Origin of the sequence: Paenibacillus sp. FSL H8-0317, from assembly GCF_045040685.1 — a bacterium.
In the GTDB taxonomy this organism is placed as follows: Bacteria; Bacillota; Bacilli; order Paenibacillales; family Paenibacillaceae; genus Paenibacillus.
The window spans coordinates 7,114,709-7,129,063 of the sequence record NZ_CP150294.1 but is presented as its reverse complement, the minus strand read 5'-3'; the positions used below and the strand labels follow the sequence as shown (position 1 = coordinate 7,129,063).

Genomic DNA, 14,355 nt, shown 5'->3' with positions numbered 1-14,355 from the left:
GTTTGCCTGTTTACACGTATGCCGCTAGTCGTCATGAAAGGATCACTTTTTGAAGTGGTTCTTTGATGTACTACTATTTTTTTGTGAGCATCCAGGTATGCCAACTTCCGAAATGAACTGCACAGGCGAACATGTCTGTGTTTTTTATTTTATCCAGGAAAAGGGGAGTACCTGATATGACAAAACCGAACTTAAATGAAAATTTGGCAATTCATAAGGAACTATTAACTTTAGCAAAACAGAACGGACTACTTATTGTTGAGAAATCCTTGGAGATCAACGAGTCGGGTATGGATTTTCGAGTAGCATTTGCCACGGATGAAGAAGGCCGCAGATGGGTTCTGCGCCAGCCGCGACGCGAAGACGTGTGGGAGCGAGCCGAGAATGAGCGCAAGGTGCTGGATGTGGTCCGAGGAAATATACCCGCACAAGTACCGGATTGGAGGATCTTCACGCCAGAGTTGATAGCTTATCCTTTACTTGATGGTGATCCGATCGCAGTTGTGGACCCCGCAGGGGGAGGGTATGTATGGCGATTCCCTCAGGAGAGCTTATCGGATACATTCCTGGATTCACTGGCTACGACTCTCGCCATGCTGCATAACATCGATCCCGACAAGGCGAAGAAAGGTGGAGTGCGGATCAAGACACCTATGGAAGCTCGCAAAGAATTTGCAGCCAATATAGAGGAGGTTAAGCAGAACTTTACGGTACCAACCAAGTTGGTTGAACGCTGGACGGTATGGCTTTCTATGAATAGCTATTGGCCGCAGCACTCGGCGTTCATCCATGGTGATCTGCATCCGCCGCATATTATTGTCGATGGTGCCCAGCGAGTAAATGGACTTATTGATTGGACGGAAGCGGAGATTGCAGATCCGGGTAAGGACTTTGTCATCTACTACGCACTCTTTCAGGAGGAAGGGCTGCGTGAGCTTTTGAGTCGTTATGAGAAGGCAGGGGGAAGAACATGGCCCCAGATGCTGGAGCATATTCGGGAGCAGTGGGCAGCCTATCCTGCAATTGTTGCTAAGTTTGCTCTAACCACAGGGGAAGAGTCGACGATGGAAATGGCGAGAGGCATGCTGGCAAACTGGGATGTGAGGCGGGATTAGGTGCTCCAGTGAAGGTGTAAATCTAAGTATGTCGGATGAGGGGAGGTGGATATGTGGCACGAGAGGGTAAGACGCGATGGTTAATAAACATTGTACTGACGGTTAGTTTAGCCGGTTGCTCGGCCCCTTTTACCAACTCACATGAAGGCGCAGGAAACAGGCTGTCGCCAGAGCGGATGGAAGAATTGAGGAAGGAATACCCGCTATCTACTGACACCCCGGTGATGATCAATATCAGAGAAGTAAGTTTCAGAGAGATCATGGATTTTGCGGACTCCGTTATTGTAGCAGAGGTTGAGAGTAGCCTTCCGAATTTTAGCGTGGATTTGCCTGCCGAACCGGGCACGCCTGAGGGTGATTTTGCAGAAAAGGATCGGGCTGCTGGTCTTGTACCCTACAAGCCTGAATTCATTACTTACAAGGTGAAGGTGGATAAGGTTGTAACAGGTGAGGATGTAGGAAAGGATACTTTTTTATTTTACAACGCTGACTTCGCAGGTGTGGAGCCTGAACTTAAACCAGGTATGAAGATTATCGCTGTAGTCAAAAAGGGGACGACCGGAGAACAGCAGGGAGGATATTCATTCACTCGCTACGGCACGTACTATATTGTCGATGATGACTACGTACTTGCCGCCTACGAGGGGGAATCGGAGGAATTGCGTGATTTTATGGAACAAACGAATGGCATCCAGCTGGACGCTTTTATGGATAAAATCAAGAACCAACCACAAGGCTAAATGACTTCATTCCCCTAGAGCAGTAGAGGAAGGGCCATAATCCTAACCATTCGTTTAACATAACAAAGGGCGATCCCGACCATGATATTCATGGGAGAATCGCCCTTTTTCTTTTTCGTTAAGCGTGGTGCGTCACGATTGTATCTATTTCAAAATACTTACATATTTCCCATATACAAATGCTACACGTCCATCCAGCTTCACTTTTACCCAGCCATACTTGTCTGTACTGATCACCTCAAGCAGGGTGCCCTTTGGTACCGCAGCAACGACCTTCGCTTTGGATGAAGCGCCAGCGCGTACGTTCAGGTAAGCCGCAGTAACCTTGGCTTGTTTGCCTTTGATGACAGTTCCCGGTTTATCAGTGCTTGGTGTGGATGGTTTACCAGGTTTCGACGTGCCTGGAGTTGGTGTTGGTTTTGGTACTGTTGGCGTTGTCGGCTTCTCAGGTGTAGGAGTAGTTGCTCCCTCACCACTACCTACTGCTTTGCGAGCCTTGTTCAGCTGCTGATAGAATGCTCCCTTGTTTTTCACGCCTGCGAATTGTGCTGCACTCACACCTGCTTTGGCAGATAGTGTATCAATCTCTTCTTGAGTCACCGCATCCAAAATGTTAATGGAGGCAATGTTGGTGTACTTGCCATCTTCCGTTGTTGGCACAGACATGATGCCATTGTTAACTAACTCCACCACATCTGCACGCTCCGGTGCAGTCAGGTCTACGCCGGTGATTTTCCAGTTGCGTTGAATCTTCGGTTCGTAGACACCTTTCATGACATCTTTCAGATAGGCGATGGACAGGTTGCGAATCGTGCCTTGAATCTCACCAAATGCCGAGGCATCCTTGGAGGACCAGAGCTGCTTGAACTTGCGACCTTCCATGGCGCCGCCTTTGGCAATCAGGGCTTCCATCCGGTAGGCATTCATACCGAGCTTCAGCGTATCGTCTTCTTTGACAACGGATCCATTGCTGTACTTGAGATTTGTAATCCGACTACCGTATGGTTTGGTCAGGTCAATCTCATATGTTACGCCGCCGAAGAAATCATCGGTGCTGTATTTGGAAGCACGTCGTTTCGGATCAAAGCTGACGGTCACATCACCCGGGCGTGTGGAGTTGAAGTACCCCGCAGACCACTCCATATAATCCATTAGATCGCGTCCGGTTACTTCATATACGGTCACTTCACCAAAGGTGTATTGGTAGTTGAATGCAATATCCTTTTTCTTAATCGGGCCTACATCCAGCTTGGCTTTGTCGTTATCAATCTGATGCGCGACCACATCGGCATCACTGTAATGCAACATCACTTCGGTGAAAAAATCAGACAAAGGTGTTTCCTGGATCTGCACCGCAGGGATACCCTTAATCTCATCAGAAGGGACCAGGTTCGTTCCTTTGAGTTCAGCCACTTCAATGTTGGCATCGGCACGAGCGAACTCGTGGAATGGGTGCAAAGTCTCTTCCAGCGCAGGATCGGAGACTTCATACGTTCCGTCTGCTGCTTTTACAGCGAGTGCTTGAGCTTCTTTGCTTTTCAGCACAACTTTGTCGCCGTCTTTTTCAAATGTCAGATCGATTCGTGAAATATGTGAGCCATATTTATTCGGTTCGGAGATCAATACGCCGTTAACCGTTTGGGATTCAATCAAAGTATGCATGTGTCCGGCAAAAATGGCAGCCAGCTCCGGGTTGGCATTGGCGATATCCGTCACTCCGGTTCCCGGATTACCGTTCTCGTTGTCCAATCCCATATGCATGAGTCCAACCATGACATCGACTTTGCCTTTCAGCTCAGCAATGGCCTTTTTGGTCTCTTCCACAGGATCTTTGACGATGATGCCGTCCAGGTGATCCGTACCTTTTTCAAATTCGGTAGTCATAGGTGTGTTCATTCCGATAACACCCACTTTGATTCCGTCTTTCTCGATAATCGTATAGGCAGGCATGTAGCGGTCGCCGTTTTCTTTGAAAATATTACCCACGAGAGGCTGTCCATTGAATTGGGAAGAGATTTTCTCCAGTACGTCCAGTCCAAAGTTAAACTCATGGTTACCCATAACCCATGCGTCATATTTCATTTCGTTCATTGCAACCATCATGGGAGATTGAGGTTGATCATTAAACAACTCAGCCGAGTTATCCTGAATCATGTCTCCTGCATCCAGCAGGATCGTATTGGGATTCTCCGCACGGACTTTTTTCACAATGGTGTAGAGCTGTGTCATGCTACCGGTTGGGTTTGGACCGTCCAGAGCATAGTCCCACGGCATGAATCGACCATGTATATCCGATGTACCCAGCAACGTAATCTTGGTCTCCTTGTCTGCCTCAGTAGCCTGAACCGGAGTGGAAGCAAAAGGGGCGAACAAAATGGAGGCACATAAGAGGAAAGATAAAGGCCATCCGGCGAAACGTTTCGTTGAAATTTTGCTCATGTTGTAATCTCCCTTGTTATCTAGTGTGTGTAAAGATATGTATCATTTCATACTAGATAAACATGCGGTGAATGTAAACTCCAATGTAAGAGGTTATGTTGGATTTATGAGAGTGAATCTATAAATAGCTTCAAAAAAAGCACTTAATTCTATTTTCTTTACAATAAAATACTATAATTTGACAGGTGTTAAAAACCAAAATTATCCAGTAAAATGATGTTTGTAAGCGCTTAACAAAAAATGAATACTAAGGAGGAAAATCATTGATTAAGTCTAAGTGGTTCAAAACAGTCGGCTCATTGGCATTGGTAGGGATTCTCGCTGCTTCTGTTGCGGTTGGCAGTGTGAGTGCTGGTTTGGCGAAAGGTAGCAAATTTCTGGGCAATATTATTGCCAACCAGGTTCCTTCGAATTTTAACCCATATTGGAATCAGGTAACTCCGGAGAACTCTACCAAGTGGGATGCTATTGAAGGCACACGCAACGTAATGAATTGGGGCCAGGCGGACATGGCCTACAACTATGCTAACAATAACGGATTTCCGTTCAAATTCCATACGCTCGTATGGGGAAATCAACAGCCAAATTGGATTAACAGTCTCTCAGCCGCAGATCAGAAGGCTGAAGTGACACAATGGATTAAAGCCGCAGGACAGCGGTATTCGAAGTCTGCCTTCGTTGATGTGGTGAATGAACCTCTGCATGCGAAACCATCCTATCGCAATGCCATTGGTGGAGATGGGGCAACGGGTTGGGACTGGGTTATCTGGTCATTTCAACAGGCGAGACAAGCCTTCCCTAACTCCAAATTGTTAATTAATGAGTATGGTATTATCGGTGATCCCGCTAAAGCGGACCAATATATCCAGATTATCAACCTTTTGAAAAACAGAGGTCTAGTTGATGGTATTGGAATCCAGGCGCATTACTTCAATATGGACAACGTTTCTGTGAGCACGATGAACACAGTATTGAACAAGCTTGCAGCGACAGGGTTGCCAATCTATGTATCCGAGCTGGATATGACAGGTGACGATAATACACAATTGCAGCGTTATCAGCAAAAATTCCCTGTGCTGTGGAAACACTCTGCTGTTAAAGGTGTGACGCTGTGGGGTTACAACCAAAATCAAACCTGGCAGGCTGGTTCCCACTTGGTCAATAGCAACGGTACAGAACGTCCGGCTATGCAATGGCTGAGAAATTACCTGGCGAACAATCCTTAAGCTTGCGTTTTGACAAGTCTGAGCTTCCATGTAAATCGGTTGACTATATAACACCATATAGCGCCTGTTCCACATGTTAAACATGGGAATATGGCGCTATTTGTATTAATGCTTTGTCTCAACAGTGTTCGGAAATTTATGGTGCAGGGAAGCATTTAATTTTAATCCAAACCAATACAAAAGCGATCAGTGCAAAGATCATTCCGCTCCAGATCAGTTGATATATTCCCAGGTTCGCGATGAACCAGCCGCCGATAGCAGTACCCAGGGTAATACCTAGGTTGGAAAAGGATACATACAAGCTGTTGCCGAATTCAGGTGCATCCTGCGCTTCAGCGGTTAACCAGGTTTGGCTTACAATCAATCCTCCTGAATGCACGGATGCCCAGAGGATGACTACAATAACCATCCACATGAAGTGGGGACCGGCCCAATAGACGAGTGCGTAAGCTGCTACATACAGCAGGGGGAACATGAGGACAGTGCGGACCACGCTCCTACGCAGAAACTGTCCAAACCCCAAATTTCCGATGATCATGACGACACCAAAGACAGTCAGCATGACGCTGATCCATGATCCGCTCATGTGGGTGACCTGTCCAAGATACTCGGCGAAATAACTGTACACGGAGAACATGGCGGCGAATATAAAAATGACTGCGGCAACATTTAGCCATAATCCAGGTTTGCGCAGAATACCGAGTTGCTTGCCATAAGACATCTTTTCCTTCACGGGCATCGAGGGTAGCCAGATCCATATGCCGATCAAAGCGACTACACTGACCAACGCTCCAAACAAAAAGGCGATTTCGAGGGATAGGCGTTCAGCAAGATACGATGTCAGTGGCACGCCAAAGGCAAAGCCAGCGGTAACTCCGGTAAATACTTTGGCGACGGCCTGACTGCTTTTCTCTGCCGGAACAAGTTGGGCACTGGTGACCAGGGCTACGGAAAAGAAGACGGGATGGAATAACGCGGGAATGATACGGAAGATAAGCATGGTATCAAATGTTGTGGCGTAGGCATATACAACGTTCGAAATGGCAAACATCAGCACAGCGGCTAAAAGGATAATTTTGCGATTCATCCCGGATGCCAGTAAGGTGAGAAAAGGACCTGCAATGGCTACAACCAGCGCAAATATACTCACCAGCCAACCTGCCTGTGCAGCCGTAATGTTGAATTTATGCGCAACCTGAGGAAGTACCCCCACGATTCCCATTTCTGTTGTAATAATCCCGAATACCCCGAGTGCCAGCATCAAGATAAGGAGTGGATTGACCTGTTGTGATTTCATGCAAAGCGTACCTCCAATAAATTTAAATATAGAGAAAAGTAGATATATTATGTCGAAATGAGCCTGCCTTGCCTCCTATAATATAATGGACATGAGAGTAAGTTCTCTGGATTACATTATATCTAGATTTATAGATTTGTAAATATAAAAGGTGAAACGTCATATCTTTAATTCGTCTTCAGCTTGTGTTCTACAGGAGTGTTCATGGTGACAATAAGCATGGTCTGGCTCATAAAAAATAACGCCGGCTCAAGGAATTCCTGAGCCTGACGCTATTGATCTCTATGCTTTTAACGATGTGTTAAGTTGTTTATTTCGGTTGAATAACCATGCTGTTGAATGAATCGGCTTCCAGCTTCATGTGCAGGGTCTGTCCTTCTTCAAGGGTTAGATACAGGTCACGACGATCCTGGAATGGATTGTTGATGACAATGACGAGACTGTTATCCGGGTTGCGGAAAGCGACGGATTTACCGCTCCACGCGCCAGACAGGCCGACTCTTCGAGCACCAGGAATAATATGATGTGCGAAGTGTTTCATCACATAATACTCAGGGTTCCGAGTAACCTCCTTATTATCCGGATCTACGGTGATCATGGAGTTCTGCTCCCAGCCCCATGTGCTGCGGCCTTTGGGTTCCAGAACCATGTTCCAGTAGATGTACGCGTTCACTCCGTTGCTGAAGTAATGCTGGTAGAGATTAAATACATATTTGGCGTAGTTCCATGAGTTGTTGCCATCACCGCATTCGTTCTCAGTCTGCATATAACGCAACTCCGGATAACTGGCCGAGGTACGTTGAATGGCATTTTTGCCTGCCCATTGATACCCAACACCTTTGATATAGGAATAGGCCTTCGGATCACTCAGGACAAGCCCGGCGTACTCATCGAAGTCATTTGTTTTTTTCTTGATCAATTCCTCCCATGGATCAGGGGCGTTGATCGTTCCCAGCCAGATCTCCGTATCCAGACCTTGTTTGTCAAAAGCCGGGCCCAGATAATCGGCGATGAACTCACGAAGCTGCTCGCCTGTCCACATGCAGGAAGGGAATTTCTGATCTGCAATTACTTCGTTCTGCACATGCACCTGATGGATGGTAATGCCTGCGTCACGGTAAGCCTGTACAAATTTTACAAAATACAGGGCGTAGGCCTCCAGAATATCTTTCTCCCAGCGCAGTGTCCCATAGTTATAGGCTTTGGGCGACTTCATCCACGTTGGCGGACTCCATGGCGAGGCGAAGAATTGCAGATTCGGGTTAAAACTCAGAGCTTCCTTGATGTAAGGAATCAGGTATTTGAAATCACGATTGATCGAAAAATGTTCCATGGCCACGTCGCCGTCCACCTCGTTGTGGCTATACCACTGCTCCGCATAATCACTTGCGCCGATGGGCAGGCGACAGATGTTAAACTTGTGCTCACCCTCCGGATGGAAGAGAGAATGGAATACCTCATGGCGCTGCTCCTCATTCAAGTGGGACACAGCCATATAACCAAGCTCGTTGAAACATCCGCCAAACCCTTCCACAAGTTGGTGCTGTTCACCTGTTAGTTTTAAGTTGGCGCTTTCATTCGTCGGTACAAAAGATAGTTCTCTCCACGGGTTGTCTTGGGTTGTGGAATAACCAGTGAGCGTGAATGTCATGTGAATTTCCTCCTCGCTTGAACTTCAACTGTCATATATATTACGTTCAGTATAACAACTCCCACGGCAAAAGAAGATATGCTAAACCGTGTGAAATTTACCCTAATCCAAGATAGAGCATCACGAGTTCGTATTCGCACAGACAGATCGTATGCTGTATTTACTTGTGATCGGCGATGTCCATATACCATTATCCAATGTCATAATACAACTGTCATGGCACAACAAAGTCCCCGCTGATCGTTCAGACGGGGACTTTGGCTATACTTCTCATATTCTCTTATGGCTGAAAATGAACGTGAGACACAACTTAAGGCTGTACACTCTCACCAAGCTGTTTATTTTCAAAAATCAGAATTGTTTTGCTGCTTCCGATGTAACCAACAGAGGTATTGAATTGCTCCGAGATGAAGCGTACCGGTACAAAAGCTTTACCATTTTTCATCAGAAGAGGAGCATCATTGATCGCAAGCGTATCATTCACGGCAACTTGTTTGTTACCCACGCTCCAGCGGATGGTCTTATCATGCTGTGTGATCACGGCTTCGCGCGTACCGCTGTTCCAGTTCACACGGGCGTTTAACTGCTCCGAGACAAAACGCAGAGGCACATAGGTGCGCCCTTCATCGATAAAAGGTGCAGCATCCAGTGCATAAGCACGATCCCCGACATAGGCAGTGGTGGATCCTTCAATCAGACGTTGGAAGCTGCCCTGCGGCGTTCGTTTCTGCTCCCGCACATTCATCTGGTTCAGAAGCTGCATCGTATGACTACCACTCACAACATCCAGATAATTATTCTGCACTGTGAGTCCGGCAGGCTCAACCTCTGAGACAGACGTTTGAATACCCGAGGATAACGAGGTAGACGCCGAGATATCCTGTATAACATTTGTCGCTGACTGATCACGGGTAAACGTAAAACCTGCAATCGGTGTGAGATCCCACACCCGGTTGTTGGATAATTTTAACACGTCCAGGCTGGAAAGCTGCCGTAAAGGTTCCAGATCATAGATCTGATTGGATTCTGCATTCAACTCCGTCAGCCCAGTCAGTCCCTCAAGCCCTTTGAGGTGCTGTACTTGGTTACCAGAGATATCAAGTGTCCGAAGGCGTGTCATGTGCGCCAGTGGTGTCAGATCCGTGATTTGGTTGCCTGCCACATTCAGATTCCGCAGTGTATTTGGCAATTCAGCCAGTACGTCCAGCGTCTGAACCTGGTTGTTAGCTATGTTGAGTTGTTGGAGCCGAGTTTTACCCATGAGCGGTGTCAGATCGCTAATGGTATTGTTCGAAATCTCAAGCCACTTCAGTGCATCCGCATCCGAGAGGGCCGCAAGACTGGCAATCTGGTTACCGCTGGCGTGGAACGTATGTAATCGGTTGAACCCACGTACAACCTCTATAGAAGAAATGGAATTATTGCTGATATACAGCCGTCCCAAGTCTTTCAATTCAGTAAGTGCGTCTATGGATGTAATGTAATTATTGCGAACATCGATCTCGCGAAGCTGGGTTAGGTGCTCCAGCGGTGTGAGATCCTCAATCTCATTCCCATATAATCGGAGGTGAGTCAGATTGGTTGCATATTCGAGACCGGACAGGCTGTGAATACCTGCATTGCTCAGATCTACCACCTCAAGCTGCTCCAGATCCGTTGAAGTTAAGGGCACATCCAGAGGTTTGTTCAGGATTAGCTTCAGTCCGTCCTCCAAAGCAGGATCTTCAATGATTCCCTCGCCCAAGTCCGTGGTTGTGTAAGCCATGGCTTGCCCCGATGCCCAGAGACTCAGGATGAATACTAGAAATAGTAGCGTCATTCTTCTCATTGCATGCATTCCCTCCGATTTTTAGAATTATAAAATAATCCGAACAGATTGAGTTAATTAAGTATAGTATTTACACGATAACAGCAACCGGAAGGTTGTTCTGCCCACGGGAGTGCTCAGTGTGAATTGAATAGTTTAACATATGCAGGTTCGGCTCAAAGCACATCTATAGTTATTAACCCGTCAACAGGGAAAAGGAACAAGAAATTTCGTAATAGGTATTTCTCTACTTCTATTCTATATGAAACAATCCCTGCTCTGCACTCTTCAGAGACATGTTTATCAAAAAAAATAGAACATCCCCCACAGACCCTATTCAACCCACCCTTGAAACGGGTAATGATGAAGTAAAGATGCCATTTTGGAGGGGAAGATGTGAGTATGCGCCAAGCCATGATCATTAGTAATCCATCGTCAGGTAAGGAAGAGGCCGAGCAGTATGTGTCCCAAGTCAGAGAAATTCTGGAGTCACAGCAGTATGAGGTGGTTGTTAATGAGACGGCCGGGGAAGGTGATGCCACCAACTACTGTCTGAGCGCCTGTAAAGATGGCTGTGATCTGGTCATCTCCATCGGAGGCGACGGTACACTGCATGAGACGATTAACGGCATGATGGATCAGGATCATCGTCCCCGACTGGGCATTATACCGCTAGGTACGGTGAATGATTTTGCGCGTGCGCTGAATATCTCGCTTGACCCGGAAGAAGCCATTAGGCAGTTATGTTCGAATCAGACCCATATCGTGGATATGGGGAAAATCAATGATCGCCTGTTTGCTAACGTTGTGGCTGCGGGTTCTTTGGCAGAAGCTTTGTTCTCCGTATCTTCAGAAGAGAAGTCGAAGTTGGGATCATTCGCATATCTCAAAGAAGGTTTGAAAGATCTGGTGAATACACCAGCCAATCATCTAACCATCGAATATGACGGACAGATCTGGGAGGGGGAATCGCCACTTTTCCTGGCGGCGCTGACCAACTCGGTTGGAGGATTCGAGAAGTTATCTCCGGATGCAGAGGTGGACGATGGTTTGATACATTGTTTTGTTGTTCGTAATATCAGTGTGTTCAACAGTCTGACCCTTGGCACTTCCCTTTTATTTGGCAGTCTGAAAGACCATAAGGACGTGGACTATTTTACAGCCAAAGAAGTTCATGTTCGCTCAGACGAAGCCATTCGCACCAATGTAGATGGGGAAGAAGGTCCTGCCCTGCCGATTCATATCCGTGTCCTGCCAAGGCATATTGAGGTTATCATACCGGAAGAAGTATAACATATTCTTTTGGAACTATAGGCTGGAATGAAGAACCTATCATTTCTCCATATGAAAGTAGGATAAATCTATTGAAACCGATTGCAGATATATGTCACAATCAAAAGTAAGATACACGATAATATTCGAATATGGAGGGAAAACATCTTGAGAACGATTAAATTGGGCAGCAGTGCACTAGAAGTACCTGTAGTCGCGGTGGGCTGCATGCGGATTAATTCACTAGACGGTAAGGAAGCCGAACATTTTGTTCGTTCTGCAATGGAGGTTGGCGCGAATTTCTTTGACCATGCCGACATTTATGGCACAGGAACATGTGAGGAGATCTTCGCCGAAGCGGTACAGATGAATCCCCAAGTTCGTGAAAATATGATTCTTCAATCCAAATGTGGTATCCGCAAAGGCATGTTTGATTTCTCCAAAGAGCACATCCTGAATTCAGTCGATGGCATCCTGCAACGTCTAAAAACGGAATATCTTGACGTTCTGCTGCTGCACCGTCCAGATGCATTGGTTGAGCCGGAGGAAGTGGCTGAAGCCTTTGATCAACTGGAGCGCGAAGGTAAAGTGCGTCACTTCGGGGTATCCAACCAGAATCCGAACCAGATCGAATTGTTGAAAAAATACGTGAAACAGCCACTGGTAGCCAATCAGTTGCAGATGAGTATTACCAATACGACGATGATTGACAGTGGCATCAACGTGAACATGGAGAACGACGCTGCGGTTAACCGTGACGGCAGTATCCTGGATTATTGTCGTCTGCATGATATCACCATTCAGCCGTGGTCCCCGTTCCAGTACGGATTCTTCGAAGGTGTATTCCTGGGTAGCGACAAGTTCCCGGAATTGAATGCAAAGATTGACGAGATTGCTGCGAAGTATGACGTGAGCAATACAACGATTGCAATCGCATGGTTGCTTCGTCACCCTGCACAGATGCAACCTGTGACAGGCACGATGAATATTGAACGTCTGCAAGACTGTGTAAAAGCAGGAGATGTTCATCTCACTCGTCCAGAGTGGTATGAAATTTACCGTGCGGCAGGTAATATACTGCCTTAAATCCAAGTTATAGTGAGCATACTGACTGCTGAGTCAGTTGAGGACACGAGCCCGTGGATGGCTCGTGTTTTTTGTCTATTTTCAGGTTTGATGCCAGACGTGTTTCCGATATAAAATAAGGATATGATTGTCCGTTTCATAAAAGGATTAAAATGGTTTTAATACAAATTAGTTGAAATTATCATATTGACCGATACTTTCTAATTACATATAATTACTTTGCATACCGATAATCCCGTTTATGTTTTTTATTTTGGAGGGTGGTGTTCGTTTGGAGTCGACAACCACGATACGCGATCACTTGGAAAGTTATCTGAAGCGTGAACAGATGTCCATTAGTCATTTTTCGGAAACGTCAGGGATTAATTCGGGTACGCTCAGCAATATTTTGAATAAAAATCGGCCAATTGCCATGCAGCAGTTGGATCGCATTACTTCCGCCATGAGACTGGAAGAAGGTTACTTCTATGAGTTATACATAGATGAGTGTTTTGTGCACGCGACCCCGGACTGGCGAAGACTGGGACCCTTCCTTCATCGCTGTGCCGAGTTGGACAAATTGGACTGTATTGAAGAGGTTATTCGTCTAATGATGGATAATCTATCTTATATTCCTTTGTTATTTGATGTGGCTGAAGAATTCTACCAAGCGGGTAAATTCAAACCGGCCATTCTTCTATATGAGAACATTGCTGAAAGCGAGAAAATGCAACATTCCGAGCGGCTTGCACTCTGTCAGTATCGACTATTCCGGTTGGGACTGACCAATGATCAGCAGCGGAATCTGATTATTGCAGCACGGTTCGAATATTATGTGGATCGGCTGGATGAGCGCTATCAATTGGATGCGCTTAACGAACTAATTAATGCATTTGGAGCGTTGCATAGATGGAACAAGGTTCAGGAGTTATCTGAAAAATTGAAAATAAAAGCGTCCATCCATTATGAGATGAATGGCCGAAGGAAACAAGAAGAGACCAAAAGACCAATTGTCTTCTATATTCTGTACTCCGATCTAGCTGCAGGAAGTGCCTGTTATCATTTGAAAGACTACACTGGGGCACTTAAATATGTTTCTTTATATTCGGATAATCACTGGGTGAAGAACCCGGATAAAGATGAAATCGTTGTTATGAATCAGTTTCAGGAATGGGCTGAAGCGAATCGATATATATATCATTTAATGGGTGGTCATTTTGAGGTGTTACCTGATTATCTGGCGTATATCTCGACGAAGGAAAATGAGATATTCCCAGCGCTGTGTGATATTGTAACAGCGGCTAATCGTTATGATAAGGATATTGATCATGTTCTCAAACAGTATGAATCGTACTTCACTTATCAGGAACAGAGCAACCGAATTGGCAAAGTGAGCAGACAGGTTACGGATGATCGATATTTACGACTTTTAGCAGATTTAGGTGCATATTATTTAAAGAAAGACGAGTTCCATTTAGGGATAGAATTTGTTCTGGATAGTTTGAAATTTTCTATTGAAATTAGCAGTGGACGAGGTATGCTTAGAGGTGTCGGACTGTTTGAGCAATACCGGGAATTTGCATCTGAGACGGCGAAAAAGCAATACAAAATGATAATTAGTGAGGTGCAGAAACTCAATGAAGAGAAAGTTGGCTTTGCTGATAGCTACCTGTAGTATCGTTGTATTCATCGTAGCCCCTGCTACGGAACCTGTCCCAGGCAAGGAAATCCCGAACCCCGAAA

General features: G+C 45.9%; 10 protein-coding genes. 6 read left to right on the top strand and 4 right to left on the bottom strand.

The features are described from left to right. Positions 1-176 precede the first annotated feature (176 nt). Positions 177-1,115, top strand: a complete 939-nt coding sequence (locus MHB43_RS31740; protein ID WP_339180674.1) for a macrolide 2'-phosphotransferase — start codon at positions 177-179, stop codon at positions 1,113-1,115. A gap of 53 nt (positions 1,116-1,168) precedes the next feature. Further along, entirely contained in the window at positions 1,169-1,855 is a 687-nt protein-coding gene (locus MHB43_RS31735; protein ID WP_339180673.1) for a hypothetical protein, read from the top strand. A 144-nt stretch (positions 1,856-1,999) separates the two neighbouring features. Here the strand turns inward: MHB43_RS31735 and MHB43_RS31730 are convergent, their stop codons facing one another. Further along, entirely contained in the window at positions 2,000-4,294 is a 2,295-nt protein-coding gene (locus tag MHB43_RS31730; protein WP_339180672.1) for a 5'-nucleotidase C-terminal domain-containing protein, read from the bottom strand. A gap of 263 nt (positions 4,295-4,557) precedes the next feature. Between MHB43_RS31730 and MHB43_RS31725 the strand changes: the two genes are divergently transcribed. Continuing rightward, on the top strand, positions 4,558-5,520 hold the full coding sequence (locus tag MHB43_RS31725; protein WP_221820079.1) for an endo-1,4-beta-xylanase: 963 nt from the start codon (positions 4,558-4,560) through the stop codon (positions 5,518-5,520). Positions 5,521-5,656: 136 nt separating this feature from the next. Here the strand turns inward: MHB43_RS31725 and MHB43_RS31720 are convergent, their stop codons facing one another. The 3 genes from MHB43_RS31720 to MHB43_RS31710 form a co-directional block, all read right to left on the bottom strand. Further along, positions 5,657-6,817: an MFS transporter gene (locus MHB43_RS31720; RefSeq protein ID WP_405131060.1), complete on the bottom strand. Its 1,161-nt coding sequence runs from the start codon at positions 6,815-6,817 to the stop codon at positions 5,657-5,659. A gap of 310 nt (positions 6,818-7,127) precedes the next feature. Then, positions 7,128-8,468 carry a glycoside hydrolase family 30 protein gene (locus tag MHB43_RS31715; RefSeq protein WP_339180667.1) on the bottom strand — a complete coding sequence of 447 codons (1,341 nt, stop codon included), beginning with the start codon at positions 8,466-8,468 and terminating at the stop codon, positions 7,128-7,130. Positions 8,469-8,778: 310 nt separating this feature from the next. Then, the gene (locus tag MHB43_RS31710) at positions 8,779-10,296 is read right to left on the bottom strand and encodes a leucine-rich repeat domain-containing protein (RefSeq protein ID WP_405131059.1); all 1,518 of its coding nucleotides are present in this window, start codon (positions 10,294-10,296) and stop codon (positions 8,779-8,781) included. Between the two features lie 381 nt (positions 10,297-10,677). Here MHB43_RS31710 and MHB43_RS31705 point away from each other — a divergent pair, with 381 nt between their 5' ends. From MHB43_RS31705 to MHB43_RS31695, 3 genes are all read left to right on the top strand, one after another. Further along, entirely contained in the window at positions 10,678-11,568 is an 891-nt protein-coding gene (locus MHB43_RS31705) for a diacylglycerol kinase family protein (protein WP_221820287.1), read from the top strand. 147 nt (positions 11,569-11,715) lie between these two features. Next, positions 11,716-12,633 carry an aldo/keto reductase family oxidoreductase gene (locus MHB43_RS31700; protein WP_076213731.1) on the top strand — a complete coding sequence of 306 codons (918 nt, stop codon included), beginning with the start codon at positions 11,716-11,718 and terminating at the stop codon, positions 12,631-12,633. A gap of 271 nt (positions 12,634-12,904) precedes the next feature. Further along, entirely contained in the window at positions 12,905-14,287 is a 1,383-nt protein-coding gene (locus MHB43_RS31695) for a transcriptional regulator (RefSeq protein ID WP_221820075.1), read from the top strand. Positions 14,288-14,355: the final 68 nt, after the last annotated feature.

Excerpts from the sequence above, each read along its gene's own strand:
- MHB43_RS31740 (WP_339180674.1), top strand. The coding sequence starts at position 177 with ATGACAAAACCGAACTTAAATGAAAATTTGGCAATTCATAAGGAACTA.
- MHB43_RS31730 (WP_339180672.1), bottom strand. The coding sequence starts at position 4,294 with ATGAGCAAAATTTCAACGAAACGTTTCGCCGGATGGCCTTTATCTTTC.
- MHB43_RS31720 (WP_405131060.1), bottom strand. The coding sequence starts at position 6,817 with ATGAAATCACAACAGGTCAATCCACTCCTTATCTTGATGCTGGCACTC.
- MHB43_RS31715 (WP_339180667.1), bottom strand. The coding sequence starts at position 8,468 with ATGACATTCACGCTCACTGGTTATTCCACAACCCAAGACAACCCGTGG.
- MHB43_RS31710 (WP_405131059.1), bottom strand. The coding sequence starts at position 10,296 with ATGAGAAGAATGACGCTACTATTTCTAGTATTCATCCTGAGTCTCTGG.
- MHB43_RS31705 (WP_221820287.1), top strand. The coding sequence starts at position 10,678 with ATGCGCCAAGCCATGATCATTAGTAATCCATCGTCAGGTAAGGAAGAG.